Annotated in this window: 22 protein-coding genes; 13 read left to right on the forward strand and 9 right to left on the reverse strand. The window is 66.6% G+C overall.

All coding sequences use genetic code 11. The features are described 5' to 3' along the window. Nucleotide 1 precedes the first annotated feature (1 nt). Genes P6281_RS07180 through P6281_RS07195 form a run of 4 tightly spaced genes read right to left on the reverse strand, consistent with a single transcriptional unit; the run spans nt 2 to nt 3913 of the window. Nucleotides 2-1654: an acyl-CoA synthetase gene (locus tag P6281_RS07180; RefSeq protein WP_324738684.1), complete on the reverse strand. Its 1653-nt coding sequence runs from the start codon at nt 1652-1654 to the stop codon at nt 2-4. 8 nt (nt 1655-1662) lie between these two features. Beyond that, nucleotides 1663-2283 (reverse strand): PaaI family thioesterase, encoded by a 621-nt coding sequence (locus tag P6281_RS07185; protein ID WP_014384121.1) that lies wholly within the window; start codon nt 2281-2283, stop codon nt 1663-1665. Then, nucleotides 2280-2909: a cysteine hydrolase gene (locus P6281_RS07190; protein WP_014384122.1), complete on the reverse strand. Its 630-nt coding sequence runs from the start codon at nt 2907-2909 to the stop codon at nt 2280-2282. The genes P6281_RS07185 and P6281_RS07190 overlap by 4 nt, the downstream gene beginning before the upstream one ends. Next, nucleotides 2906-3913, reverse strand: coding sequence for a Rieske 2Fe-2S domain-containing protein (locus P6281_RS07195; RefSeq protein ID WP_009957694.1), 1008 nt, complete (start codon nt 3911-3913; stop codon nt 2906-2908). Before P6281_RS07195 ends, P6281_RS07190 begins: the two co-directional genes overlap by 4 nt. An 85-nt stretch (nt 3914-3998) precedes the next feature. Here P6281_RS07195 and P6281_RS07200 point away from each other — a divergent pair, with 85 nt between their 5' ends. The 5 genes from P6281_RS07200 to P6281_RS07220 are packed head-to-tail and all read left to right on the forward strand — an operon-like array spanning nt 3999 to nt 8647. Beyond that, entirely contained in the window at nt 3999-4457 is a 459-nt protein-coding gene (locus tag P6281_RS07200) for a nuclear transport factor 2 family protein (RefSeq protein ID WP_014384123.1), read from the forward strand. After that, a complete protein-coding gene (locus P6281_RS07205) occupies nt 4444-6066 on the forward strand; it encodes a flavin-containing monooxygenase (protein WP_014384124.1) in 1623 nt (540 codons plus the stop codon). The genes P6281_RS07200 and P6281_RS07205 overlap by 14 nt, the downstream gene beginning before the upstream one ends. 18 nt (nt 6067-6084) lie before the next feature. Further along, on the forward strand, nt 6085-7206 hold the full coding sequence (locus P6281_RS07210) for a PHB depolymerase family esterase (RefSeq protein ID WP_026071495.1): 1122 nt from the start codon (nt 6085-6087) through the stop codon (nt 7204-7206). Further along, nucleotides 7206-7586 (forward strand): nuclear transport factor 2 family protein, encoded by a 381-nt coding sequence (locus P6281_RS07215; RefSeq protein WP_008254988.1) that lies wholly within the window; start codon nt 7206-7208, stop codon nt 7584-7586. The genes P6281_RS07210 and P6281_RS07215 overlap by 1 nt, the downstream gene beginning before the upstream one ends. Next, a complete protein-coding gene (locus P6281_RS07220; RefSeq protein ID WP_026071494.1) occupies nt 7583-8647 on the forward strand; it encodes a TIGR03857 family LLM class F420-dependent oxidoreductase in 1065 nt (354 codons plus the stop codon). The genes P6281_RS07215 and P6281_RS07220 overlap by 4 nt, the downstream gene beginning before the upstream one ends. On the opposite strand, the gene P6281_RS07225 is transcribed toward P6281_RS07220, so the two are convergent. Further along, a complete protein-coding gene (locus P6281_RS07225) occupies nt 8644-10140 on the reverse strand; it encodes an acyl-CoA carboxylase subunit beta (RefSeq protein WP_014379629.1) in 1497 nt (498 codons plus the stop codon). The two genes, P6281_RS07220 and P6281_RS07225, sit on opposite strands and share 4 nt — an antisense overlap. A 204-nt stretch (nt 10141-10344) precedes the next feature. On the opposite strand from P6281_RS07225, the gene P6281_RS07230 reads away from it, so the two are divergent. From P6281_RS07230 to P6281_RS07250, 5 genes are all read left to right on the forward strand, one after another. Further along, the gene (locus tag P6281_RS07230) at nt 10345-11568 is read left to right on the forward strand and encodes a cytochrome P450 (RefSeq protein WP_014382125.1); all 1224 of its coding nucleotides are present in this window, start codon (nt 10345-10347) and stop codon (nt 11566-11568) included. Nucleotides 11569-11721: 153 nt separating this feature from the next. After that, on the forward strand, nt 11722-12558 hold the full coding sequence (locus P6281_RS07235) for an SDR family NAD(P)-dependent oxidoreductase (protein ID WP_324738685.1): 837 nt from the start codon (nt 11722-11724) through the stop codon (nt 12556-12558). A 22-nt stretch (nt 12559-12580) separates the two neighbouring features. Then, a complete protein-coding gene (locus P6281_RS07240) occupies nt 12581-13237 on the forward strand; it encodes a TetR/AcrR family transcriptional regulator (protein ID WP_009957684.1) in 657 nt (218 codons plus the stop codon). Next, nucleotides 13224-13901: a hypothetical protein gene (locus tag P6281_RS07245; RefSeq protein WP_095762996.1), complete on the forward strand. Its 678-nt coding sequence runs from the start codon at nt 13224-13226 to the stop codon at nt 13899-13901. Before P6281_RS07240 ends, P6281_RS07245 begins: the two co-directional genes overlap by 14 nt. 3 nt (nt 13902-13904) lie before the next feature. After that, nucleotides 13905-15809, forward strand: a complete 1905-nt coding sequence (locus P6281_RS07250; RefSeq protein ID WP_201359147.1) for a YhgE/Pip domain-containing protein — start codon at nt 13905-13907, stop codon at nt 15807-15809. Nucleotides 15810-15817: 8 nt separating this feature from the next. Here the strand turns inward: P6281_RS07250 and P6281_RS07255 are convergent, their stop codons facing one another. Together P6281_RS07255 and P6281_RS07260 are read right to left on the reverse strand one after the other, a co-directional pair. Continuing rightward, nucleotides 15818-16975: a Zn-dependent alcohol dehydrogenase gene (locus P6281_RS07255; RefSeq protein WP_009957681.1), complete on the reverse strand. Its 1158-nt coding sequence runs from the start codon at nt 16973-16975 to the stop codon at nt 15818-15820. Then, on the reverse strand, nt 16972-18204 hold the full coding sequence (locus tag P6281_RS07260; protein WP_008255006.1) for a cytochrome P450: 1233 nt from the start codon (nt 18202-18204) through the stop codon (nt 16972-16974). The genes P6281_RS07255 and P6281_RS07260 overlap by 4 nt, the downstream gene beginning before the upstream one ends. 312 nt (nt 18205-18516) lie before the next feature. Between P6281_RS07260 and P6281_RS07265 the strand changes: the two genes are divergently transcribed. From P6281_RS07265 to P6281_RS07275, 3 genes are all read left to right on the forward strand, one after another. Beyond that, entirely contained in the window at nt 18517-19473 is a 957-nt protein-coding gene (locus P6281_RS07265; RefSeq protein WP_008255011.1) for an alpha/beta hydrolase, read from the forward strand. A 222-nt stretch (nt 19474-19695) separates the two neighbouring features. Further along, entirely contained in the window at nt 19696-20847 is a 1152-nt protein-coding gene (locus tag P6281_RS07270) for an acyl-CoA dehydrogenase family protein (RefSeq protein WP_043955648.1), read from the forward strand. After that, on the forward strand, nt 20844-22088 hold the full coding sequence (locus P6281_RS07275; RefSeq protein WP_009957678.1) for an acyl-CoA dehydrogenase family protein: 1245 nt from the start codon (nt 20844-20846) through the stop codon (nt 22086-22088). Before P6281_RS07270 ends, P6281_RS07275 begins: the two co-directional genes overlap by 4 nt. Here P6281_RS07275 and P6281_RS07280 read toward each other — a convergent pair. Further along, nucleotides 22085-24052, reverse strand: coding sequence for a SpoIIE family protein phosphatase (locus P6281_RS07280; protein ID WP_324738686.1), 1968 nt, complete (start codon nt 24050-24052; stop codon nt 22085-22087). The genes P6281_RS07275 and P6281_RS07280 overlap by 4 nt on opposite strands. Nucleotides 24053-24457: 405 nt before the next feature. Continuing rightward, on the reverse strand, nt 24458-25666 hold the full coding sequence (locus tag P6281_RS07285) for an amidohydrolase family protein (protein WP_008255021.1): 1209 nt from the start codon (nt 25664-25666) through the stop codon (nt 24458-24460). Nucleotide 25667: the final 1 nt, after the last annotated feature.

A 25667-nucleotide genomic window follows, 5' to 3' on the forward strand; every position in this document is an offset into this window, starting at 1 on the left:
CTCAGCCACTCACCGCCTGCTCACGCGCCCACCGATAGTCGGCCTTGCCCGACGGGCTGCGCTCGATGACCGGACGGAACACGATCGCCTTGGGCAGTTTGTAGCGCGCCAACGTGTTTGAGGCGTGGGCCACCAGCTCGTCGGCCTCGGCGCGGGCGCCCTGGGCCAGCGCCACGACCGCGACAACCTCCTGGCCCCACCGTTCGCTCGGCCGCCCGGCGACCACCACGTCGGCCACGGCGGGATGCGACGCGATGGCCGTTTCGACCTCCTCGACGAAGATCTTCTCGCCGCCGGAGTTGATGGTCACCGAGTCGCGGCCGAGCAGTTCGACGGAGCCGTCGGCGCCGTGGCGCGCGCGGTCACCGGGGACGGCGTAGCGAACGCCGTCGATCACCGGAAAAGTCTTGGCGGTCTTGGCCGCATCGCCCTTGTAGCCGAGCGGAACGTAACCGCGTTGGGCCAGCCAGCCCATCCCCTCGTGCCCGGGTTCCAGGATCGCCGTCAGATCCTCGGCGGCCACGAACGTGTCCGGCCCGGCGTTGAACGTGCCGGTCGCGACCGCCCCCGAGGTCGACATGTGGTGCATCTGCGCCCCGGTCTCCGACGAGCCGACGCCGTCGACGACGACGGCGTTCGGCAGCACTTCGATCAAGCGCTGCTTGACGTACGGGGTCAACAGGGCGCCGCCGTTGGCGACGACCGCCAGCGACGACACGTCGGCGATCCCTTTCTCGATGGCGGTGACCAGGGAGCGGGCCATCGCGTCACCGACCACCGTCACCACCGCGACCTTTTCCCGCTCGATGGTGCGGACCACGTCGTCGGCGTCCAAATGATCGACGACCGTAGGGAAGACGACGGATTGGCCCGTGGTGATCGCGGTCATCACGCTCCACTGGGCCGCACCGTGGATCAGCGGGGGCAGGATCATCAACTTGGTGCCCGGCCCCGCGGCCGCGCGCTCCACGATCTCGTCGATGGACTGGGACGGCTCGCCGGTCATGAGGTTGCGCCCGCCGAAGGACGTCATGAAGATGTCGTGCTGGCGCCACAGCACGCCCTTCGGCATGCCGGTCGTGCCCCCGGTGTACAGGACGTACAGGTCGTCGGCGGAGTGCTGCACCGGCGGCGGTTCCGGGGACACGGATGCCAGGGCGGCCTCGTAATCGATTGCGCCGTTGAGCAGGTCGTTGCCCGAGGCGTCGGCGATCTGGATCAGTACGCGTAGCTGTGGCAGGTCCGGGAGGATCTCGGCGACCCGCGGTGCGAACGCGGCGTGGTAGAGCAGCGCGGTGGCCCCCGAGTCCGCCAGCAGATACTGCAGCTCGCTTTTCACATAGCGGAAGTTGACGTTGAACGGGGCGACCCGCGCCTGGAAGCTGCCCAGCAGCGCCTCGACGAATTCGTTCCCGTTGTAGGCGTAGAGGCCGAGCAGGTCTTGGCCCACCTCGTGGCCCGCCAGCGCGTCGCGCTCGGTGTGACACCCCAGCCCCTGCGAGTGCAGGTAGGCGGCCAGCCGGTTGGAGCGGTCGATCACCTGCGCGTAGGTGTACCGGCGATCCCCATGGATGATCAGCTCGCGGTCGGGGATGGCCGCCGCGACGGCCTTCGCGACGGCAGGCACCGTGAATGTTGTTGTGGTGTCGGACATCGTGCCTCTCACGGCTGGTGGGGTAGCAGGCGAACCATCAGGCCGTTGGCTTCGCTGAGCAACGTGCCGTCCGCGTCTGTCATAGTAGCGTCAATGAAAACTTTCCTGCCCTCGGCTTTGGTGATGCGCCCCTGAGCGCTCAGCGGATGGTCGATCGGGGTGATATTCCGGTAGTCGACATGCAGGTAGGCGGTGCGCGTCGGCCGGATATCCGCGGTGGACACCACCATGCCGAACAACCAGTCGTAGAACAGCGGGATCATGCCGCCGTGCACGGCCCGGTTCCCGCCGATGTGCGAGGCGGTGAAATGCCCGGCCATCCTCACACCGTCGGGGCCGGACTCGGTCACCATCCAGGGCGGCAGGAGGGGATGGGCCAACCCGGGCAGGGTCAGCACCCGGCCGGCCACCGCCTCGATCTCCGGGACCTGGTGGCCGTCCAGCAGCGCACAGGCGTTCTCCAGGTGCGCCGTCGCGGCGGCCCACAGCGCGGGGTCCGGCTTGGTGGACACGGTCAGGTCCTGCAGGCGACGCAGCGCGGCGACGAACGGGCCCAGCTCGGCGGGAGCGTCCTCGACGGGCTTGACGTCGGGGAACCCGCCGCGAACTTCCGGCGCGGTATCGGTCATCGGGCTCCCTTGTCCCAGGCCTGCAGCAGATCGTCGGTGCTGGTGACGGTGGCCAGCAGCGACAGCGTGTTGGCGATCATCGCTGCACCATAGTCGGCGGGGATGCCGGCCACCGCGTCGCGGGGCAGGACCACCCGGTAGGCGGCGTTGACCGCGTCCATGACGAGGTTGGGAATCGCGATGTTGAGCGAAACGCCCACCACGACAATGGTGGATACGCCGAGATTGCGTAACACCGAGTCCAGATCGGTGCCGCCCATCGGGCCCACGCCGTGCCAGCGGCGCAACACCAAATCCGAAGGCTCCGGCCCTAATTCGGGCAGCAACTCCGCACCCGGTGTGCCGGGCGTGATGTCCACCCGGTTGCCGCCGCCCATCGCGAAGATCTTCGCGTTGTGATTGGAGCCGAGCCCGTCGGGCCGCCGTTGCACCAGGCAATGCACAACGCGCACCCCGGCCGCCCGGGCCGCGGGCAGCAGGCGCGCGATGTTGGGCAGCGCCTCGCGGCGAGCCTCCTCGGCGAGCATGGCCAGGCCGGCATCGGGACCCATCACCGCGCCCTGGCACTCCTGGGTGACGATCGCGGTGTGCTCGGGTGCGGCCAGTCCGGCCAGCAGGTCCGTCATGCGGGGGCGCCCACCGGCGCGACGTCATAGAACTGCGTCGCCCACTTCCGCAGTGCCATATAGCCTTTCGCGTCGACTTTGGACAGCGGCGGACGCTCTACGTACTTTTGGTAGCGCCAGATCTGCAGGTCGTCGAACACGGTGGACAAGAACTGCTTCTCGATGACCTCCCGGAGTTTGCCCTCCGGTACGGGGGAGTCATCGCCGGGGATCCGCGGCCACCAGATCGAGTAGAACAGGTCCGAACACTCGTCGTCGACCGGTGTGCACGTGAAGATCAGCCGGTGATTCTGCGCGCCCTCGAAAACGCTGATGGCCCCGCCGAGGCCGAACAGGTGGCTGTGGAACCGCAACGCGAGGTCCTCGGGGTCGTCGCTGTTCGCATCAGGCCAGCCGGCGATGAACTGCCACTCGTGGTCGACGATCTTCCAGTCGAGGACTCGGGGTGTCACCGTGGCGTGGTGCACGTACTCGAAATGGGCGCTGTCGGGGGCGTTCTCGGCCACGATCTGCGGATGCACCGGCTCGCGCTCCGCGCGCCGGGAAAACTCCGGATATGCCCGGTAGTAGGCCGCCGGATCGGTCTCGAATTGGGGGAACTTCCTGAAGATGTCCGGCATTTCCCACTGCGGTTCCTTGCCGTCCGGGTGGTGCCAGATGAACACGCAGTCGTATTGCTCGCGGACGGGATACACCTTCAGGTGTAGCGCGCGGTTGGGTCGGTCCGGCTGATAGGGGATGTATTTGTTGCAGCCGTCCGGGCCCCAGCGCCAGCCGTGGAAGGGGCACTCGACGCAGTCGCCGACCACCTTGCCGCCGTGGCCGATGTGGGCGCCGAGGTGTTTGCAGTGCGCTTCCAGGACGTGCAGCTCGCCCGACTCGTCGCGGTAGGCGACCAGGTCCTCGCCGAAATAGTGCAGCGGCCGGACCTCGCCGACGGGAAACTCCGGGGACCAGCCGACCATGAACCAGCCGGTGACCTTCCAGGTGAAGGGGACTTTCACGTCGGCGCCTCCCGGCGATCGTTGATACTAAATCCATTACAGTATAGATTTCAGCAGTCCGGCCCGCGCGCGGCAAGGGAGTGAGATGACGACAGCGGCTGACGAGCTGGAAGCCATCCGGCAGCTCAAGGCGCGCTACTGCCGTTTCCTGGACACCAAAGACCTCGAGTCCTGGCGCGGAGTGTTCACCGCCGACGTCGTGGTGACGCTCGACATGGCGGTGTCCACCGCCGGTGCGGACCCCCAGACCGCGCCGCCGATCGAGCGCGTCGAGAACTTCGCACCGATGGTGATGGGCGGCCTCGAGGGCGTGGCCACCAAACATCACTGCCACACCCCCGAGATCACGCTCACCTCGGCCACCACCGCGACCGGCATCTGGGCGATGGAGGACCTGCTGATCTTCGGTGACGGCCGCGAGTTGTACGGCGCCGGGCACTACCACGAGACCTACGAGAAGCGGGACGGTCGTTGGCAGATCAAGTCCTTGCACCTGACGCGAACCATCTTGAAGATGACCGGCGGTGACGATGGCCGACGCTGATCCCTCGTTCGACGTTCTCGTCATCGGCGCCGGATTCTCCGGGCTGTACATGCTGCACCGGCTGCGGGAACTCGGGCTGCGCACCCGTGTGCTGGAGATGGCCGAAAACGTGGGCGGCACCTGGCTTTTCAACAGATACCCCGGCGCGCGGTGCGACATCGAGAGCATCGAATACTCCTACAGCTTCTCCGAAGAGATTCAGCAGGAGTGGGTGTGGACCGAGTCGATGCCGGCCCAGCCCGAGATCGAGGCCTACCTGAACTTCGTGGCCGACCGGCTCGACCTCCGCCGTGACATCCAATTCGGCACCAAGGTCGTCGCGATGACGTTCGACGACGAAGCCGCGACGTGGTCGGTGCGCACCGAAACCGGCGAAACCTTCCGCGTTCCCTTCGTCGTCGCCGCCTCCGGCATCCTGTCGGTGCCGTTGGAACCCGACATCCCCGGGATGGGCACGTTCGCCGGGCTGTCGCTGTTCACCAGCCGCTGGCCCGAGGGCGGCGTCGACCTCACCGGCAAGCGCGTCGGCGTCATCGGTACCGGCTCGACCGGCGTCCAGCTCATCCCCGTCGTCGCCCGAGAAGCCCTGCAGCTGTCGGTATTTCAGCGCTCACCCGCCTACACCCTGCCCTGGCGGGTGCATCGCTTCGCCCCGGGCGAGCTCGACGACATGAAGGCCCGGTATGGCGAGATCCGTGCGGCCCAGCGCGCCCACCCGATCGGCGCGGCCCGGCTGAGCGCCTTCTCCGTCCTGCTCGAAATGCTCGGCAGGCCGCCGCTGAAGTCGGCGACGCGCGAAGAACAACTGCGCGCCATCGAGGAGCACGGCGTCATGGGCGCATTGAACTGGGGCGACATCTTCTTCGACATCGAAGCCAACCGGATGGCCGCCAAGCTGTACGGCGAGGCGGTGGCGCGGATCGTCAAGGACCCGGAGACCGCCGCCTCCCTGGTGCCGGTGCATCCGTTCGCGTGTAAGCGACCGATCATCGACCAGGGCTACTACGAGACCTTCAACCGCGACAACGTCACCCTGGTCGACCTGCGCAAGTCGCCGATCCGCGAGGTCACGCCCGCCGGCATCCGCACCGAGGACCGGCTGCACGAGCTCGACGTCATCGTCTACGCCACCGGGTTCGACGCCATGACCGGCGCGCTCAGCCGGATCGACGTTCGCGGCCGCGGCGGCGTCTCGCTCGGCGAATTCTGGGCCACCGAAGGCCCGCTGTCGTATCTGGGTCTGGCGGTCGCCGGGTTCCCCAACCTCTTCACGGTTCAGGGCCCCGGCAGCCCGAGCGCCGCGACGAACTTCGTCGCCGCCCTCGAGCAGCACGTGGAGTGGATCGGCGACTGCATCGCGTACCTGCGCGCCCACGACATCCGCACCATCGAGGCATTGAGCACCGCTCAGCAGGAGTGGATCGACCACGCCACGGCGCTTGTTGCGCCGACGGTGCTGGTGCATCCGTCGTGCAACTCCTGGTACAACGGTGGCAACGTGCCCGGCAAGAAACGGATGTACATGGGCTATACCGGCGGAATCCCCGAATACCGGCGGCGCTGCGACGAGATCGCGGCAAGCGGATACACCGGGTTCAAACTGGCGTAGCTGTTGAAGGTGAGCGACATGGCGAAGGCATTGAACGGGCTGAGCCTGGCCAAAGACGCGGCCCGGGAACTCGGAATGCTGGTGCCGCGCACCGTGGCCGGCCTGCAGGAGTCCACTAATTGGTCCCCGTTGTCGCCGCGCGGTGCGCGCCAGTTCGGTGAGGTCATGCTCGATGAGCTTGTGCTGAGCGGCTTTTCGCTGCTCGGTGGGAGCCCCGCGGCGATGCGCCCGCTCGATGCCTGCATTGCGGCGGCCGAGGAGCTCTCGGCGCTCGGCATCGACCGCGCGCATGGCGACCCGAAACCGTTGCGGGAAGCCTCGATACGCCGGCACCGCATCGCCGGCCTGGCATACGAACGGGTGACTTTCGAACACGATCCCGCGCTGCCGCCGAGCTTGGAGGCCGACGGGTTGGGCGGCCCGGCACGGGCGGTGGTGCACGTGTGCCGGCACCGCGACGGCCCCCGACCCTGGCTGGTATGGGTGCACGGCGCCGGCCAGGGCGGCACCGAAGACCTGCTGATGTCCGGCATCGGCCGGATACATCGCAAGCTGGGCTTCAACATCGCGCTGCCGGTGCAGCCGGGTCACGGGTGCCGGCGCCGGCAATGGCCGGCGTACCCCGACATGGATCCGCTCGGCAACGTCGCGGGAATGATGCGGGTCGTCTCGGAGGTGCGCGCCGTGGTGCGCTGGGCACAGGCGCAAGGCACCGCCGTTGTGGTGGCAGGGATTTCGATGGGCAGCCCCGTGGCCGCACTGGTGTCGCATCTGGAAAAGCAGATCGATGCGGTGGCCCTGTACACGCCCATCCTGGGACTCAACGCGATGATCGCGCGGCACCTTCAGCGTTGGGGGCCCTCGCGCGACGGATTTCGCGAGCTGCTGGAATCTCCCGTCGTCACCCAGCTGACCTCGGTGATCGACCCCCTGGCCGTCACGCCGTCGCCGCCGCCGGAACGCCGGCTGATCGTCGGGGCGTGGCACGACCGGATGGCGATGCGCGAGCCCGCCAACGCGTTGCAGGAACGGTGGGGCGGCCAGTTGTACTGGTACGACGGCAGCCACGTCGGGCACATCTTCTCCCGGCGCGTGCAGCGCATCACCGACCGATTCCTGCGCGACGCGGTGCCCGGCTGATGGCGCCCACCTGGACGGCGCGCACCGTCGTCGAACTCTACAACCTGGTCGTGTGGAACGAACGCAACATCGAGCTGGCCGAGGAGTTGTTGGGCGACACCGTCATTCGGCACGAGGTCGGTTCCTCCCGCACGCTGACCCACGCCGAAGCGGTCCAGCGGGTGGTGGACATGTGGCAGGCGGCCGAATCGTTGCACTTCGACCTCAACGTCGTCATCGAGGGCGACGACGGCGAACACGTGGCGATCGTCTACGACTCGACGATCAAAACCAAGGACGGCACCGAAACCAACATCGCCAGCATCGAGGTGTTCCGCGTGGTCGATGGCAAAATTACCGAGGTTTGGAACTGCGGCTACCAGCAAGGGGTTTGGAATTGAGTGATCGTACGCTTGATGAACTGGGCTTCTATCTGCTGGCCGGCGCGGGCGGTGAGGGCCCGGCGACCTTGATGGACGAGGCCCGCCGTGGCGAGGAACTGGGCTTCGGCACCGGATTCATCTCCGAGCGCTGGAACGTCAAGGAGGCGTCGTCTCTGGTCGGGGCGGCGTGCGCGGTGACCACTCGCATGCAGATCGCCACCGCCGCAACCAATCACAACACCCGCCACCCGCTCATCACGGGATCGTGGGCGACCACCATGCATCGTCTCTCCGGCGGCCGGTTCACCCTGGGCGTCGGCCGGGGCATCGCAGCGATCTACGGGGCCTTCGGCATCCCGGCGGTGACGACGGCGCAAATGGAGGATTGGGCCCAAGTCATGCGCCGGCTCTGGCACGGCGAGCTGATCTTCAACCACGACGGCCCGATGGGCAAGTACCCCATCCTTTTTCTCGATCCGGACTTCAACGAAGACATCCGGCTGGCCCTGGTGGCCTTCGGACCCAACACGCTCGCGCTCGGCGGCCGCGTGTTCGACGACGTCATTTTGCACACCTACTTCACCCCGGAGACCTTGCAGCGCAGCGTCAAAACCGTGAAGTCCGCCGCGGAGAAGGCGGGCCGCGACCCCGACAGCGTGCGGGTGTGGTCGTGCTTCGCGACCGTCGGGGACCACCTGCCCGAAGAGCTGCGGCTGAAGAAGACCGTCGCGCGGCTGGCCACTTACCTGCAGGGCTACGGCGACCTGCTCGTCCGAACCAATGACTGGGATCCCGATGTGCTGCAGCGGTTCCGCGAAGACCCGGTGGTCACGTCGATCGCGGGCGGGATCGACCACAAGGGCACGCCCGAACAGATCGAGCACATTGCGACGCTGATTCCCGACGAATGGCTGGAGCCCTCGGCCACCGGGTCCGCCCAACAGTGCGTGGACCGCATCCGCAAGGAGTTCGACTACGGCGCCGACGCGGTCATCATGCACGGCGCCACGCCCGACGAGCTCGAGCCGATCGTCGCGGCGTATCGCGAATCGGTAGATGCAATCTCGCGGCAGTCTTAAGGCAGGATGACCGTCCGGGACACCGGCTCGGCGGCGGCCTGCCTGCTCGACAGGCCACGCTTCAAGGACGCGAGCAGAGCATCGCGCGTCTCGCGGGGATCGATGAGCTCGTCGAACCCCATGTGTTCGGCCGATCGATAGGACGCCTCCAGCTCGGCGTTGCGCAGCTTCGCCGAGAGGTCTTCGCCGGCGTGTGAGGCGCGGCTCAGCGCCGCGGCGCTCATGGCGCCCATCGTCGCGCCGGGGTAGGCGAAGGTCGCGACCTGATGATCGAAACCCAACAGCGACATGACCATCGAGCCGAACCCGTACGCCTTACGCAGCGTGAGGTGCAGCTTCAACGTGGTGGCGGCCGTCTGCGCGGCGAACATCCGCGCACCGGCGCGCAGCACGCCGGCGCGCTCGGATCGGCTGCCGGGCAGCATGCCCGGATTGTCGGCGAGGAACACGATCGGCAGGTGGAAGGAATCCGCCACCATGATGAAGTGGGCCGCCTTGTCCGCGGCGTCGGCGTCGATGGAGCCCGCGAGCACCTGGGGCTGATTGGCCACCACCGCGACCGGGTGGCCGCCGAGGTGGGCGAGTGCGCAGACGATCGCCCTGCCGAACTGGGGCTGCACCTCGAACCAGTCGGCGCTGTCGAAGACCACGTCGAGCACGGCCCGCATGTCGTACACGCGGCGGTTGTCCCGGGAGACGATGTCGAGCAGCTCCGGCGTCGCCCGCGGGTCGGCGGCCGCACCGGTCGGTTGCGGCGACGGGTACGACCAGGCGCTCGGCGGGAAGTACGACAGGTAGCGGCGGACGTCGTCGAGCACCGCTTCGTCGTCCTCGGCGACATTGTGGATCACGCCGCTGGGCAAAGCGACGTCCGGCCCGCCCAGGTCCTCCTTCGAAATGTCTTCTCCGGTCGACTCTTTGACGACGGGGGGGCCAGCGGTGAAGATCGCGCCCTGCCGGCTCATGATCCGGAAATCGCAAACCGGGGCCACCAGGGCGCCGTGCCCGGCCGAGGGGCCGAGGACGGCGGCGACGGTCGGGACGCGCCCCGAGCATTGCGCCTGCGCCAGCAGGTCGGTCGGGGTGCGCCCGTAGTGCCCGCCGGTGGGGCGAAAGCCGGCGCCTTCGAGCAGCATGACCAGCGGGATCTTGTCGCGCAGCGCCAGTTCGGCGATGCGGTACCGCTTGGAATTGCCGCCGGGACCGATGCTGCCGGCCAGCGTGGTGAAGTCCTCGGCGCCCAGCATCACCGGTGAGCCGTTGATCTCACCGGAGCCCACGACCAGCCCGTCGGCCGCGGTCTCACCTCCGACCAGGGTGCCGAGCTCACGGAACGTGCCCGGGTCGAGGAGGTACTCGATTCGCGCGCGGGCGTCGAGCTTGCCCTTGTTGCGGTGCTTGTCGAGCCGCTCCGGCCCGCCCATTTCGAACGCGTGCTGACGGCGGCGCTCGAGATCGTCGAGCGTTTCTCCCCAGTCCTGGGCTTTCGGCATGCCTATGTCCTACCTCATCGAGGATCCGTCGCGCGACGAATCTCAGCGGGGCGACCCGCTTGCGGTCACCACGGATTGCGGGGTCACATACTGGATTGCTTACTGTAAAGTTACCCGCATGCCTGACGCGCCCCGCCTCAAGGTCCGTCTTCGGCCGGCGGGGGCGCCCCGAATCGAGGAGTTTCACCCGTGAGCGCAACCACGATGGACGAGGCCGCCAACCTGCTGGCGGACCCGTTGGCCTACACCGACGAGCAGGGGCTGCACGCGGCGTTGACGCACCTGCGCGCCAACGCCCCGGTGTCGTGGGTGGAGGTCCCGAATTACCGACCGTTCTGGGCGATCACCAAACACGCCGACATCATGGACATCGAGCGTGAAAACATGCTCTTCACCAACTGGCCGCGTCCGGTGCTCACGACCGCCGAAGGCGACGAGATGCAGGCCGCCGCGGGTGTGCGCACGCTGATCCACATGGACGACCCGCAGCACCGGGTGGTACGCGCGATCGGCTCCGACTGGTTTCGCCCGAAGGCGATGCGGGCCTTGAAGGTTCGCGTCGACGAACTGGCCAAGATCTACGTCGACAAGATGATGGCAGCCGGTCCCGAATGCGACTTCGTTCAAGAGGTCGCGGTCAACTACCCGCTCTACGTGATCATGTCGCTGCTGGGCCTGCCCGAGGCAGACTTTCCCCGCATGCTCAAGCTGACCCAGGAACTGTTCGGCAGCGACGATTCCGAATTCAAGCGCGGCAGCTCCAACGAGGATCAGCTGCCGGCGTTGTTCGACATGTTCCAGTACTTCAACGGCGTGACGGCGTCCCGCCGCGAGCACCCGACCGAGGATCTCGCCTCGGCGATCGCCAACGCCCGCGTGGACGGCGAACCGCTGTCGGACATCGACACCGTCTCGTACTACCTGATCGTCGCCACCGCGGGCCACGACACCACCAGCGCCACCATCTCCGGCGGCCTGCAGGCGCTCATCGAGAACCCCGACCAGCTGCAACGCCTGCGCGACAACCTCGACCTGATGCCGCTGGCCACCGACGAGATGATCCGCTGGGTCACCCCGGTCAAGGAGTTCATGCGCACCGCCTCCAGCGACACCGTGGTGCGCGGAGTGCCCATCGCCGCAGGCGAATCCGTGCTGTTGTCCTACGTATCGGCCAACCGCGACGAGGAAGTCTTCGACGACCCGTTCCGCTTCGACGTCGGTCGCGACCCCAACAAGCACCTGGCCTTCGGCTACGGCGTGCACTTCTGCATGGGTGCGGCGCTGGCCCGCATGGAGGTCAGCAGCTTCTTCTCCGAGCTGCTGCCACGCCTGGAATCCATTGAACTGACCGGTGACCCGGAGCTGGTCGCTACGACCTTCGTCGGCGGGCTCAAGCACCTGCCGGTTCGTTACTCACTGCGGCGGTGATCGGGCTCCGCCCGTACTCCTAACGGCATGCTGGCACTTCCCCCGGCTCAGCTGAGTGCAGATGGTGGTGGGGCGTTGGCCGAACAGTGAACTCGTCGTTGAGCGGCGGCCCGCCTGTCGCGTGATCGCTACACTCCCCGTGGAGGTCTCGCCATGACGCGCAGGACGATTGTCATCACGGGTGCCAGCGACGGCATCGGCGCGGCTGCGGCGCGTCGCCTCTGCCGCACCGGCGACCAGATCGTCGTGGTGGGCCGCACCCCAACCAAGACCGCCGCGGTGGCCGCCGAATTGGACGCGGACCACTTCGTCGTCGATTACGCCGACCTGTCCCAGGTGCGGGCGCTGGCGGGCAAGATTCGTTCGCAACATCCGCGTATCGACGTGTTGCTCAACAATGCGGGCAGGATGGCCAGCAATATCGAGCTGACCCCCGACGGCTACGAACGCACCTATCAGGTCAACTACCTGGCGCCGTTCCTGTTGACCACCCAATTGCTGGATGTGCTGCTGGAGTCACGCGCCACGATCGTCAACACGTCCAGCTCGTCACAGCGGCTGCTGCGCAACGTCAAGCTCGCCGATTTCGACACGACGGCACGGCGCCGGCCCAGCACCGCCTACGCGGTGGCGAAGTTGGCAAACATCTTGTTCACCAAGGAATTAGATCGCCGGTATCGGGCCGATGGCCTTTCGGTGGCAGTGGTCCACCCCGGTTTCGTCAACACAAATATCGGTCATTCGTCCGGCTCGCGGTTTCTGACGACCATGCAACGCACGCCCGTCAGCCGAATGATCAAGTCCGCGGATGATGGCGCCGATCAGCTGGTGACCAGCGTGCCCGGCGTCGACTGGGCGGTCGGCGAATACTACGCGAAAGGCAAAGTCGCCAAAGCCAATCGGGCGGCCTACGATCCGATCCTCGCGCGCGAACTCTGGGATCACACCCTGGCCAAGCTTTCTTGGCGCCATCCTTTCGATACTCAATAGTATCCATTCGATACCGGGGAGTATGCTGCTGACCATGTCTCCTGTCAAGGCGCACCGAACCCGCCCCACCCGCGGCGAGGTTCGCGACCGCATCCTGGACGCGGCGTCGAAGGTTTTCGCCGCCGAAGGCTTCGCCGGGGCCACCATCGATGCCATCGGCCAGGCCGCGGGTTTCACCAAGGGAGCGGTCTACTCGAATTTCGAATCCAAAGATGAGCTGTTTTTGGCCCTGCTCGACCGCGAATTCGAGCTCCGCGGCGAGCAGATCGCCACAGCGCTGGACAGCAGCGGCGGCGACACCGGTGCGGCCGCACGGGAATTGAGCCGGTCATGGCTGGACGCGGTTCGCGACCATTCCGATTTCTACGTGCTGTTCGTCGAATACTGGCTGCGCGCCCAGCGCGACAACCAGCTGCGCGAGCGCCTCATCGAACGCCGCCGCGCCGCCGCCGCCCACCAAGCGGTGCACATCGTCAAATCGAGCCCGTCCGTGGCATCCGATCGAGAGCTCGCCGACCTCGCCCAGCTCGTCGTCACCATCAACCTCGGCGTGGCGATGGAAGAGGTCCTGCGTCCCGGGACCATCAACCCCGACCTGCTAGCGCAGCTGGTCACCGCGGTGCTGGGATCGATTCGGGCTTCCGCCGGTCAGGGAGGGCCTCACCATGGGTACGAATGACGGGCCGGACGCCGCAGCGCCGGTGATCATCGCCCGCGGATTGGGGGTCGACGGTGAGCACGGGCCGCTCTTCTCGGGGGTCGACCTAACCCTGACGTCGGGATTTCACGCGATTCAGATGCCCGGGGGCCCAGGGCAGACCACGCTGCTGCTGACGCTCGCGGGACGTTTCAGGCCGAGCCACGGCACGCTCACCGTACTCGGCGAAACAACCCCGCGCGCGATCCGCCGGCAGTGCTCGATCGCGGCCTTCGAAGGCATCGACGAGCTGGAGGATTCGGTGACCGTGGAGACCGTGCTCGCCGAGCAACGGCGGTGGCTGGCGCCGTGGTATTCGTCGGTGCCGCTTCAATCGGGTCCGGCCGAGCTGGCCGAGGTCTTCGGCGAGATGGCCCCGCCGTCCGGCGACGCCTACATCGTCGAACTGTCAGACCTCGAACTGTTTCTGCTGCGCATCACGCTGGCGTTGTTGTCGAATCGGCCGATCCTGGTGGTCGGCGACCTCGAGCAGGTTCGCGACAATTCCCGGCGAACGATCGCGGCCGACAGGCTCGGCGTGATCGCCGAGCAGCGCACCGTCGTCGTCGGGGTGACCAACCCGCTCGGCACGGAGGCGCCCGACCACGAACTACACGATCACCGCATCCTGACCGGAGAGGGCTGAACGATGTTGGCTGGACTCGCCTTTGGCTCGGAGATCAAACGTTTCGGCCGTAGCCGCTTGACGCGCGTGGCGATCGTCGTACTGATGCTGCTACCCCTGGTGTACGGGGCGCTGTACCTGTGGGCGTTCTGGGATCCGTTCGGCCACACCAACAAGATGCCCGTGGCGTTGGTCAACTCCGATCGTGGTGCCGTCGTATCCGGGCAACAGTTCAACGCCGGCGCGGAGATCGCCAAGAGCCTGACCGCGGACGGCGGCCTTGACTGGCACGTCGTGGACCTAGCGGAGGCACGCAACGGAGTCGACCACGGCAAGTACTACTTCATGGTCGAATTACCGCCCGATTTCAGCGCGGCCATTGCGTCGCCGGTGACCGGGCAACCCAAGAAGGCCAACCTGATCGCCGTCTACAACGACGCCAACAACTACATCTCGACGAGTATCGGTCGTACCGCCATCGGCCAGGTGCTCAACGCCGTGTCCAGCCGGATCTCGGGACAGGCCGTCAATCAGATGCTGTCGGTGGTGGTTTCGTCGGGATCGGGGATCAAGCAGGCCGCCGACGGCGCCGCGCAACTCGATGACGGCGCCGGTCAGCTGGTGTCCGGCCTGGACACCGCGCGGTCCGGCTCGGCAACGCTTGCCACGGGCGCCAAGCAACTGTCAGACGGAATCAACCAAGCCACCGACCCGCTGCTCGCGGTGACCAAGGCGGTGTCGCAAATCGGCGGCAGCACGCAGCAATTGCAACAGGGCGCGGCCGCACTTGCGCAGGCCAACGACCAACTCGGTGCCATCGCCGGGGCGCAGGATGCCGCCGCAAACTCGCTGTCATCGGTGATCGACCAGCTCTCCGCACGACAGGATCCGCTGGCGAACAACCTGCGCGGCATCCAGGATCAGCTCCGGGGTCACCAATTCACGCCCCAGATCCGCCAGCAGCTCACCGACGCGCAGAACGCGGCGATTGCCATGACATCGGGGTTGCGGAACCCGGGCAACCCCCTGGGGTCGGCGCTCGACCAGGTCGGCAGCAAGGGACAGGAGCTGACGAACAAGCTCACCCAGCTGCGCGACGGAGCCCAGCAAGTCGCCACCGGCAACGCCGAATTGGCCGGTGGCATCGCCAAGCTCGACGACGGCGCACGACAACTCAAGGCGGGATCGGCCGAGCTGGCGACCAAACTCGCCGACGGGGCCAAGCAGGTACCCAACTGGACAAGCCAGCAAAAGGATGCGGTCGCCGAAACCATTGGTGGTCCGGTGCAACTCGAGGCTTCACATGAGAACGCCGCGCCCAACTTCGGCACCGGGATGGCTCCGTTCTTCCTCACGCTCGCCTTGTTCTTCGGTGCGTTGGTGCTGTGGATGGTGCTGCGGCCCTTGCAGACTCGCCCGATCGCGGCGGAGGTGCTCGCATTCCGCGTGGTGCTCGCCAGCTACCTGCCCGCCGCCGCGATCGCGCTATTCCAAGCCGTCATTCTCTACTGCGTGGTCCGGTTCGCCCTCGGTATGCACGCCGTCCATCCGGCGGCCATGCTGGGGTTCATGGTGCTGATCTCCGGTGCGTTCGTAGCCGCGACGCAGGCGATCAACGCGCTTGTCGGTCCAGCGGTGGGCCGGGTGCTGATCATGGCTCTGCTCATGTTGCAGCTCGTCAGTGCGGGCGGCATGTACCCCGTGGAAACCACGTCACGGCCGTTCCAGATCCTGCACCGCTTCGACCCGATGACCTATGGCGTCAACGGGCTCCGGCAGCTCATCCTGGGCGGCATCGACGCCCGACTATGGCAGGCGATCATCGTGCTGGCCGCGATAACCGCTGTCGCACTGGCGATCTCCTGCCTGTCGGCGCGACGAGACCGGCTCTGGAATCTCAGTAGGCTGATCCCCGCGATCAAGATGTAAGCAGGATTTCAGGCTATCCCGAAATCGATGATGCCCCGGACGATTTTGCCGTTGAGCAGATCGTCGTAGGCGTCGTTGACCTCATCGAGGCGATAGCGCTTGGTGATCATCTCGTCGAGCTGTAACTGACCCGTCTCATACAGCCTCGCCAACCTGGCGACGTCCGCCTTCGGGTTACACGAGCCGAAGATGGTGCCCGCCAACGTCTTATTGGTCAAGATGAAGTCCTGCAGGTCGATCTTGACCGACCGGGTCAACTGCGACGTCATGCCGGTGAGCACACAGGTGCCGCCCTTGCGGGTGAGACGCACCGCATCGCGGACGTCCTCGGCGGTGATCAACGACGGTGAGACCACCACGGCGTCGGCCATCACCCCGTACGTCAGACCCCGCACCAGGTCCAGCGCCTCGGTCGTCGTCGCCACGCTGTGCGTGGCACCGAATTGCAAAGCCGATTTCTGTTTGAAGTCAACAGGATCGACGGCCACGATCTGCGCGGCGCCGTTGATCCGGGCTCCCTGGATGGCGCCCGTGCCGATCCCGCCGACGCCGATCACCACGAGGGTATCGCCGGCACGCATGTTGGACCGGTTGGCGACGGAACCGTATCCGGTCGGGATGGCGCACGACAGCAGCGCGCTCGAGGCCAGCGGCAGGTGTTGCTCGATCTTCACCAATGAATTCGTCGATACCACCGTGTGTTCGGCGAAGGCGCCGATCTTGGAGATGTGGCCCAGCTTCCGGCCGTCGGCCGTGTGGTGGCGGAACGTGCCGTCGGTGGGCATTCCCGGGACCATGGTGCCGATGCCCTGGTCGCAAAGGTACTCGATTCCGCTGGCGCACCAACGGCATTGGCCGCACACCGCGACGAACGACATCACCACGTGGTCGCCCGGCGCAAAGTCGGTGACGCCCGGGCCGACCTCACGCACGATCCCGGCGCCCTCGTGGCCGCCGATCGTCGGGAACATGGTGGGCAGGCCGAGGGATCGCATCACCTCATTGGGCGCCGACATGTCTCCTTTGAGGATGTGGTCGTCGGAGTGGCACAAGCCGGCGGCGGCCATCTGCACCAGGACCTCTCCGGCCTTGGGCGGATCCAGTTCGAATTCCTCGACCGACCACGGCCCTCCCACGTCGTGCAGGATCGCTGCGCGGCTTTTCATGCGGCGGGCGCGAAAGTGACCGGAAGCTTGTTGGGCGACCGGAAGGTGAGCCCGACGATCTTGGATTCCACGCCGGTGCCGTCGTCGGGGACGAACGCCAAATCCTCGACGCGATCGAACAGGCTGTTCAACATGACCCGCGTTTCCAGTCGCGCCAGATGCATGCCCAGGCACATGTGAATGCCGCCCGCGAAGGCGATGTGGGCCTGGCGCGGGCGGCAGATGTCGAACGTATCGGCATCGGTCCAGCGGGTCTCGTCGCGATTGGCCGAACCCATACACATGTCGATCTGGGCGTTGGCCGGGATTGTCTTACCGCCGATTTCGACCTCCTCGGTCGTGGTACGCATGACCGTGGTCAGTGGCGTTTCGAAGCGTAGGCCCTCCTCGATCGCCATCGGCAGCAAGGATCGGTCCCGACGGACCATCGCCAGCTGCTCGGGGTGCGTCAACAGCAGATACAGCAAATTGCCCGACGAACGGTACGTGGTTTCCAGCCCGGCCGGAAGAAGCAGCCGCAGGAAGGCGATGATGGCCTCGTCGGTGAGCTTCTCGCCGTCGATCTCCGCGGCGACCAGGTCTCCGATGATGTCGTCGGTGAGCTTGCGCCTGCGCTGCTCGACCTGTTTGAGGAAGTAGTCGTAGAGCTCGGTGGCGGCGTTCAACCCCGCCTCGATGTCGGTCGGGATCGAGATGAGGTCGAGCGACAGGCGTCGGAACAGGTCGAGATCTTCGGCGGGCAGACCGAGCAGCGTGGAGATGATCCGCGTCGGGAACTCGAAGGTCACCGCCTTCACCAGGTCCGCCTGGCCGTCGTTCTTGATTTCGTCGACGAGCTGATCGCACACCGGCCCGATGACCGAGGGCTCCCACCGCGCCAGCGCGGTCGCACGAAAGGCTTTGGCCACCAGGTTGCGGTGGTCGTGGTGCTCCCTGCCGCCCATCGCCAAAATGGTGTGTCCCATCACCAGCCCGATGGTCTTGTCGTAGGCGGCCGACGTGAACACCCGGTCGTCGCGGAAAGCCTGGGACACAGCGTCGTAATCGAACAGGACCCATTCGTCGTCGGGCCGCAATTCCTCGGGCAGCTGTCCGGAATCGGCCAGGGAACCATGCCAGACCGGGTCCGTGCGCCGCATGTACTCGAAGAACGGATAGGGGCTGGTTTCACCGGTGAAGTCGAGCGGGGGCACCACGGGCTGACCGTTCGGGTCAGTGCTGAGCGTCATCAGCGCTTCCTCCTGAAAACAACCGAGTCAGGCCGTTCGCGCGGACCGATCGTCGACCGCGAGTCCACGGCGGGTGTGTACCGAGCGGAATTTAGCTATCATAGTATAAATAGCAACGAATCCCAACGGCTCGCGCGATCGCCACACCCCGGTTAGGCAATGCCGCAACGCGTTCGGCACGGCCGGTCCCGTTCGCCGCGCCGCCCCGGGGCTTTTCGCGCCAATACCTACCTCGTCTGCCTCCGGCCAAACGCGCAGGTCTACCTTGAAGGTGGTTTAGCGTGCATGACGAGCCGGAGAAAACGAATAGGTATGACACAGACGAACCTGGCCCGCCCACACGGCCTCACCCGCATCGACCCGGTACTGCGCGACGCCGCCGTCGAGTTGGGCGCCTTCGAGTTCCGCGCCGAGACACTGGCCGCCGAACGGGAGCACGCCAACCTGCTGGCCGCCCAGCGCGCCGCGGCGGCCGACACCAGCGGCGTCTCGATCGACTCCCGATCCATCGCCGGGCCCGGCGGTCAGCTGGGGCTCCGTTTGTACCGCGGCGACACCGAATCCCCGGCGCCCCTGGTGGTGTACGCCCATGGCGGCGGGTTCGTCACCGGCAACCTGGAGACGGACCATGCGCACTGCGTGGAGTTGGCCCGCGACGGCGGCTGTCTGGTGGTTTCCGTCGACTACCGGCTGGCGCCGGAGAATCCGTGCCCGGCGGCGCTGGACGACGTCGAAGCGGCCTTCCGCTACGTGGTCGACAACAGTGAAGAACTGGACGCCGACGCCGGCCGCATCGCGGTCATGGGGCGCGACGCCGGCGCGGCGCTGGTCGCCGGCCTGACCCAGCGCATGTTCGACCAGGAAGGTCCGGCCATCCTGATGCAGATCCTGCACCAGCCGATGCTCGACTCCGACGCCACGCCGTCGCGTCGCGAGTTCCAGCGCACCCCGGGCCTCAACGGCCCGGCCGTGAGCCGGGCATGGAATCACTACCTCGGCCACGCCAGCGCCAGTGGGCAACACGTCCCGGCGCACCGGGCAAACCTCGAGGGGCTGCCACCCACGTTCGTCAGCTGCTCCGAGATCGATCCCTGTCGCGACGAGGCCATCGACTACGCCAATCGGCTGCTGCACGCTTACGTCCACACCGAATTGCATGTGATTGCAGCGACCTTCAATGGCTTCGACTCGATGGTGCCGGATTGGATTGTTTCCCGGGAGAACCGGGCGTTGCACGCCCAGGCGGTGCGCCGCGTGTTCGCCATGTAGGAACGGCTCGTCCGGGTAAACGCGACGGCCCGCGCTGTTCGCCGAGGCGGAAACCTCGTCACCGCTTTTACCGACTGAACTCCGGTATCTCTTACCGTATTGCCCGTTGCTAACATCAGAAATGCCAGCCAACCGAGGACCGATCGGGCGGATGATCAAACACCCAAACCGTTTCCGTTGCACCCGCAGCGATCGAATGTCAAGAAGGATTCCCTCGGCACCATGACCACCATCGACTCCCCCGAAAAGGTCCTCTTCACCTCGACGACCCAGGCCTTTCTCGAAAAGGAAGCGCCGCTGCGCCGGGTGCGGGAGCTACACGCCGAGGGGGCGTCGTTTGACCCAGCGTGGTGGCGGCGCGCCGCGGAGCTCGGCTGGACGGGGCTGCTCGTTCCGGAGGAGCTGGGCGGCGGGAGTGTGTCGGAGAGCGGCTTCGCCGACCTGGCGATGGTCGCCGAGCAGCTCGGAAAGACGGTCGCGCCCGGGCCGCTGTATCCGGTCAGCACCGTCCTGTCGACGCTCGCCGAGTGCTCCAACTCCGAAGCGCACGCCGATGCCATCGAGGCGCTGATCGCGGGTGAATCGGTGGCGTCGTGGGCGGTTTGTGAGCCCGGCCAGGGCTGGGCGCCACTGGCTCCCGCGGTGACGGCGACCGAAACCGACGCCGGCTACCGCATCGACGGCGTCAAGGACCGCGTCGAGGCGGGCGCCCAGAGCTCGGCGCTGCTGGTGGTGGCGCGCGGCGGCCCGAATGGCGCTGAGATTCGCCAGTTTCTGGTCCCGACGGACGCTCCGGGCGTCAGCATCGAGCCCCAGCAGTCGGTGGACTTGGTCAAGCAATACGCCCGCGTGCGCTTCGAGGGTGTCGTCGTGCCCCGGTCTGCGGCCGTCGGCACCGCCGGTGAGACACCCGCACTGGTCGATCGACAAAGCCAGATCGCCCAGGTGTTGCAGTGCGCCGAGGTCGTCGGCGTCCTGCAAACGGTGTTTGACTTCACCGCCCAGTGGGCGCTGGACCGGCACACATTCGGTCGCCCGCTGGCGTCGTATCAGGCCCTCAAACACAAGTTCGCCGACATGAAGCTGTGGCTGGAGGCCTGCCGGGCGACCACGTGGGCGGCGGTGGACAACGTGGCGGGTCGCGCGCCGCAGGCGGGATTGTCGGCCAGCATCGCGAAGTCCTACGTGGGGGAGATGGCCGGCCAGATCGTCCAGGCCTGCGTACAGATGCACGGCGGCATCGGTGTCACGTGGGAGCATGACCTGCACCTGTACCTTCGCCGGGTTACGTTGTACCGCAGCATGTTTGGTACGCCCGAGGAACACAACCTGCGGGTGTACGAGTTCGAAAAGGCGGGTCGTTCGGACAGATGACGCACACCGAATCTGTCGCAGAGTTCGCCGCCCGGGCCAGGGCATGGTTGGCCGACAACATGCCCGCCATCGACCGCGACGCCCCACCACCGGCCCCGCGCGACGACGAGCGGGCTTGGCTGCGGGCCCGAGAACTCCAAAAGCGCTTGTACGACGGCGGATTCGCCGGCATCTGCTTTCCCCGCGAGTATGGCGGTCTGGGGCTGGACTACGAATACCAAAAGGCATTCGACGCCGAAACCCTCGACTACGAAATGCCCCTGATCCTTAACACCCCGACGTTCACCATCTGCTGCGCAACGCTGCTCGACACCGGCAGCGAAGACCAGAAGAAGCAGCACATCGCCGCGGCGCTGCGCGGCGAAGAGGTGCTGGTGCAATTGTTGAGCGAACCCAGCGGCGGATCGGACCTGGCCGGCGTGCTCACCCGGGCCGAGCGCGATGGCGACCGTTGGATCATCAACGGCGCCAAGACGTGGAGCACGAGCGCGTTCGCCGCCGATTACGGCCTGTGCCTGGCCCGCACGAATTGGGATGTGCCCAAACACGAGGGCCTGACCATGTTCCTGGTGCCCATCTCTCATCCGGGAATCACGTTGCGGCACATCACCATGCTGAGCGGTTCCACCGAGTTCTGCGAGGAGTTCCTCGACGGAGTCGACGTTCCAGACGACGCCGTTGTCGGGGAGGTCAATGGCGGCTGGGCGGTGGCCTCGCGACAGCTGTACCACGAGCGCCGCGCAGTGGGGCAGGGCTCGGAGTTCGCCAGCGGCGGCGGCAGCGAGGGAGGCAACGCGATCCCGGTCGACTACGTCGGCCTCGTGGAGAAGACCGGACAGGCCGACGACCCACGCGTGCAGGAAAAGGCCGGCAGGGTCCTGGTGCACCGCGCGGTGGCCGAGCAGTTGATCGGCCATGTGTACCGCAGTGTCAGAGACGGCGTCCTGCCGCCGGCGGCCGGAACGCTCATCAGACTGTTCCACTCCGAAACCGTGACCACCGACGTCGACACGGCGCTGGAGATCGCGGGAAGCGCCGGCGTGGTGGGGGAGCCGGGCGCCGGCCTGGAGGCGGGGCTGCGCTACCTGTCGCGGCAGACGGTCGCGATCGGCGGCGGCACAACGGAAATGGCCCGCAACGTGATCGGCGAGCGGGTGCTGGGCTTCCCCCGCGAATATGCCGCCGACCGCGGGGTGCCGTTCAGCCAGGTACGGCACGGCGAGCGGTCCGAGCGGTCCTAGCCCTCGGCGACGACGTTCTCGGCCAGACCGCTGACCACCGGGATCTGCACCAGTGACAAGACGTGGTGCGCCGGGCTTCCCGGCGGGGCCACCAGCACGTACTCGCTGCCCTGTCGTTGTGCCCGCTCCCGCGCGGCGGCAAGGGCGCTGACGCCCGACGATCCGAGGTGGGTGACCGCGCTGAGATCGATGGTCAACGGTGCGACGCCGGAACGGCTTTCGACCGCGATCTGACGGTCCAGCGTGGACGCGGTGTTGGAATCGACGTCGCCGCTGACCACGATGCGGCCCGGTTCGGTGACCGCGGAGACGAATTCGGAGTTGACCGTCCGCTGACGGGTCGCGCGGCTGACCAGCGAGTCGGTAACGAAGTCCGCCGGCCGCGACAGGTGGTGCGTCACCCGCGCGGTCGTCCCATCGGGGCCGTGACTGACGTGCGCCTCCGACACCAAGGCTTCGGCCATGGCAAGGCCGCGGCCGCGGCCCGTTTCGCCTTCGCGGTGATTTTTCCACCGTCCGCGGTCGATCACCGAAATGTGCAGATCGCCATCGCCGGACAGCATCGCTTCGACGACAATGCCGTCGGAGACGTCGGTCGCGTACCCGTGCTCGACCGAGTTCTCGACGAACTCCGAGATCGCGTGCACGACATCGGAGATGTCGTCGGCGGTGGCGCCGATCTCCGCCAGCCACTGCCGGAGCCGAGTGCGTACCGCGCGGGCGGCGTGCAGGGTTGCGTCCAGCGTCATGTTCAGCGGCGCGGGTGGAGTGCGGCGTTGCGCCGCGAGCAGTGTCACGTCGTCGCTGTAGCCGGTCGAGCGCAGCAGCAGTTCCAGTGTCTCCGAACAGATTCGGTCGATCGCTCGCATCGATGATTCGATGACGAAGCCGCGTTGGCCGCCGGCGATATTCGCGGCCAGTTCGGCGAATTCGGCGGTGCTGGCGCCCAGTGGCCGGCCGGGCCGCTCGATCAGGCCGTCGGTGTACAGCAGGATCGAGTCGCCCACATCGAGGAACTCGGTGCGGACCGGAAACCCGGTGCCGCTGCCGAGCGGACCCGCGCCGGAAGGCTCGAGATAGCGCGAGGTCGCCTCGGACGTCACCAGCAGCGGCGGCGGGTGTCCGGCGGTGCAGTAACGGAATTCGCCGGTGCCGAAATCGAGCGCGCCGACGCAAATTGTGGCCGTGTTCGACCCGGGCACGTGCTTGCGGAACCGGTCGACGGCCTCGAGCGCCTCGGCGATCGGATATCCCGCCACGACCTGCATCCGCAGCGCGGTCCGCAGCTGCGACATCACCGCCGCCGCTTCGACACCATGGCCGACGACGTCACCGACGACGAGAACCAGCCTGTCCCCCAGGGGAATCGCATCGAACCAGTCGCCACCGGCCGCGGTGTCCTCCGCGGCGACGAGATACTGCGCCGTCACATCCGCGCCGGGAATGACGGGCACCGACGGCGCGAGCAACGCCTGCTGCATGACCGTGGCGGAATCGCGGACGTTGCGGTACCGCTCGGACAGCTCCTCGAGGCGCGCCTCGGCGGCCATCCGCGTTTGCACCCGGTCTGTGACGTCGGTGAACGCCAGCTGCACGCCCTCGATCGTGCCGTCCTCGGCGCGGCGTGCCGTGACGATGAAGTCGAAGAAGTGTTCCTGCGCCTGCCCCGCGCCGTCGAAGTCGGCTTGGACCCGCCACTCTGTTCCCGATTGCGGCTCGCCCGTTTGGTACACCCGGTCGAACATCTGGATGATTTCCTGGCTCACCAGTTCGGGATAGACCTCGCGCGTCAGCAGCCCGATCGAGTCGATGGGCGGACTGAGGACGCGGTACGCCGCGTTGACCGCGACGAATCGGTGCTCGGGCCCTTCGAGGCCGACCAACAGCATGGGGACATTCTCGAAGACGCGCCGCACGTCCTCGGCCGCGCCGACCGTTCGGTCCCAGTCCTTTTCGGCCACCATCTGGCCGTTCCTCCTCGCAGTTTTCGACGGGCCTGCGGGCTAATCAGAGTCGTAACCGGGTCAAATCAAGCGACCAATTTTGCACACGTAGATGTTCAGATTAGCAATGGTATTAGTTGCATATCGCAACGGTTTGATACCGGAGTGTTACATCCGGCGAATTCGGCGACGCGCAAAATTGACGTTGCCGAAAATCGAGATAGCCATCGGCGGTGGCGCGTGGGTGCGGAAACGCGTTGCACGAGTGCGCCATCGGCGGCGCCACGCGGACCCGTCACGTCATGCCCACACCCGCAATCAGGTGGATCGACTACGCGCTGCCGACGTGCGAGTGCGCGATGGCCGCCCAAAGCAACGGGCGCACATCATGTTTCGGCCGTCCAGCGGACTGCGCCCGGCGCGCGATCAGGCCGAGACGGGCTTCTTCGACGCCGGCGCGGAAACCTTCATCAGCTTCATCAGGTTGCCGCCCATGATCTTTGCCTTGTCCTCGTCGCTGAAATCGGCCAGCTCGTCGACGAACGTGATCGGGTCTTTCAGGCCCTCGGGGTGCGGCCAGTCGGATCCGAAGACCACCCGGTCGGTGCCCACCATGTTGACGATCTCGGTGAACCGGTCTTCCCAGAACGGGCTGACGTAGACGCACCGCTTGAACGTCTCGATCGGGTCCTCGGTGAACGCCTGCGGCATCTTCTTGTAGACGCCCTTGAGGCCCCGGAACAGGGTCGGCACCCAGTCCGCGCCGTTCTCGATGGACAGTATCCGCAGGTCAGGGTTGCGGGACAGCGCGCCATGGCAGATCAGGGCACCGAACGCATCCTCGATGGGGCGATGGCCCATGGCCAGGCTGCGGAAGGCGGTCGGCTTGAACGGCAGGAACTCGTCGCCCGGCTCCCAGATGTTGAGCAATTCGGAGTAGCCGCTGTCCGAGGCGTGCATCGAAACGGGGATCTCGGCCCGCACGCAGGCCTGCCAGAACGGGTCGAATTCTTCGAGCCCGAACGACCGGCTGCCGCGGTAGCCGGGCACCGGCGCGGGACGCACCAGCACCGTGCGGGCGCCGCGCTCCAGGCACCACTGCAGTTCCTCGAGCGCACGGTCCACGATCGGCAGGGTGATCACCGGGGTGGCAAAGATGCGGTCCTTATAGTTGAACGACCATTGCTCGTACATCCATTCGTTGAGGGCGTGGATGACGTCATGGGTCATCTCCGGGTCGTCCTTCATGCGCTCCTCGACCAGGCTGGCCAGTGTCGGGAACATCAGCGCGAAGTCGATGCCGAGCTCGTCCATGACCTCCAGGCGCGCGCCCGGTTCGCGGAAGGCCGGGATGGCTTTCATTGGCTCGCCGAGGATTTCGCGATAGCTCTTGCCCTGTGAGCCGTTGCGGAAGTAGTCCTCCTGGGCGCCCGGGCGTGCCACCACCTCGAACGTCGGGTTGGGGATGTATTCACTGATGTGGCCGCGCACCACGATCTTGGTGCGGCCGCGCACCTGGACGTAGTCGATGACGTTCTTGCGTTTGTCCGGCAGGAACTTGGTGAGCGCCTCCTGCGGCTCGTACATGTGGTTGTCCGCGTCGAAAACCGGGAAGGGAAGCTCGCGAGACGGCATG

Source organism: Mycobacterium sp. 5-140-3-2 (genome assembly GCF_035666375.1).
Taxonomy (GTDB): domain Bacteria; phylum Actinomycetota; class Actinomycetes; order Mycobacteriales; family Mycobacteriaceae; genus Mycobacterium; species Mycobacterium intracellulare.

What these genes read in the sequence shown, in the direction of transcription:
- P6281_RS07180 (WP_324738684.1), bottom strand. Translation starts at nt 1,654, where the DNA reads ATGTCCGACACCACAACAACATTCACGGTGCCTGCCGTCGCGAAGGCC.
- P6281_RS07185 (WP_014384121.1), bottom strand. Translation starts at nt 2,283, where the DNA reads ATGACCGATACCGCGCCGGAAGTTCGCGGCGGGTTCCCCGACGTCAAG.
- P6281_RS07190 (WP_014384122.1), bottom strand. Translation starts at nt 2,909, where the DNA reads ATGACGGACCTGCTGGCCGGACTGGCCGCACCCGAGCACACCGCGATC.
- P6281_RS07200 (WP_014384123.1), top strand. Translation starts at nt 3,999, where the DNA reads ATGACGACAGCGGCTGACGAGCTGGAAGCCATCCGGCAGCTCAAGGCG.
- P6281_RS07205 (WP_014384124.1), top strand. Translation starts at nt 4,444, where the DNA reads ATGGCCGACGCTGATCCCTCGTTCGACGTTCTCGTCATCGGCGCCGGA.
- P6281_RS07210 (WP_026071495.1), top strand. Translation starts at nt 6,085, where the DNA reads ATGGCGAAGGCATTGAACGGGCTGAGCCTGGCCAAAGACGCGGCCCGG.
- P6281_RS07215 (WP_008254988.1), top strand. Translation starts at nt 7,206, where the DNA reads ATGGCGCCCACCTGGACGGCGCGCACCGTCGTCGAACTCTACAACCTG.
- P6281_RS07225 (WP_014379629.1), bottom strand. Translation starts at nt 10,140, where the DNA reads ATGCCGAAAGCCCAGGACTGGGGAGAAACGCTCGACGATCTCGAGCGC.
- P6281_RS07230 (WP_014382125.1), top strand. Translation starts at nt 10,345, where the DNA reads ATGGACGAGGCCGCCAACCTGCTGGCGGACCCGTTGGCCTACACCGAC.
- P6281_RS07235 (WP_324738685.1), top strand. Translation starts at nt 11,722, where the DNA reads ATGACGCGCAGGACGATTGTCATCACGGGTGCCAGCGACGGCATCGGC.
- P6281_RS07240 (WP_009957684.1), top strand. Translation starts at nt 12,581, where the DNA reads ATGCTGCTGACCATGTCTCCTGTCAAGGCGCACCGAACCCGCCCCACC.
- P6281_RS07245 (WP_095762996.1), top strand. Translation starts at nt 13,224, where the DNA reads ATGGGTACGAATGACGGGCCGGACGCCGCAGCGCCGGTGATCATCGCC.
- P6281_RS07250 (WP_201359147.1), top strand. Translation starts at nt 13,905, where the DNA reads ATGTTGGCTGGACTCGCCTTTGGCTCGGAGATCAAACGTTTCGGCCGT.
- P6281_RS07255 (WP_009957681.1), bottom strand. Translation starts at nt 16,975, where the DNA reads ATGAAAAGCCGCGCAGCGATCCTGCACGACGTGGGAGGGCCGTGGTCG.
- P6281_RS07260 (WP_008255006.1), bottom strand. Translation starts at nt 18,204, where the DNA reads ATGACGCTCAGCACTGACCCGAACGGTCAGCCCGTGGTGCCCCCGCTC.
- P6281_RS07265 (WP_008255011.1), top strand. Translation starts at nt 18,517, where the DNA reads ATGACACAGACGAACCTGGCCCGCCCACACGGCCTCACCCGCATCGAC.
- P6281_RS07270 (WP_043955648.1), top strand. Translation starts at nt 19,696, where the DNA reads ATGACCACCATCGACTCCCCCGAAAAGGTCCTCTTCACCTCGACGACC.
- P6281_RS07275 (WP_009957678.1), top strand. Translation starts at nt 20,844, where the DNA reads ATGACGCACACCGAATCTGTCGCAGAGTTCGCCGCCCGGGCCAGGGCA.
- P6281_RS07280 (WP_324738686.1), bottom strand. Translation starts at nt 24,052, where the DNA reads ATGGTGGCCGAAAAGGACTGGGACCGAACGGTCGGCGCGGCCGAGGAC.
- P6281_RS07285 (WP_008255021.1), bottom strand. Translation starts at nt 25,666, where the DNA reads ATGCCGTCTCGCGAGCTTCCCTTCCCGGTTTTCGACGCGGACAACCAC.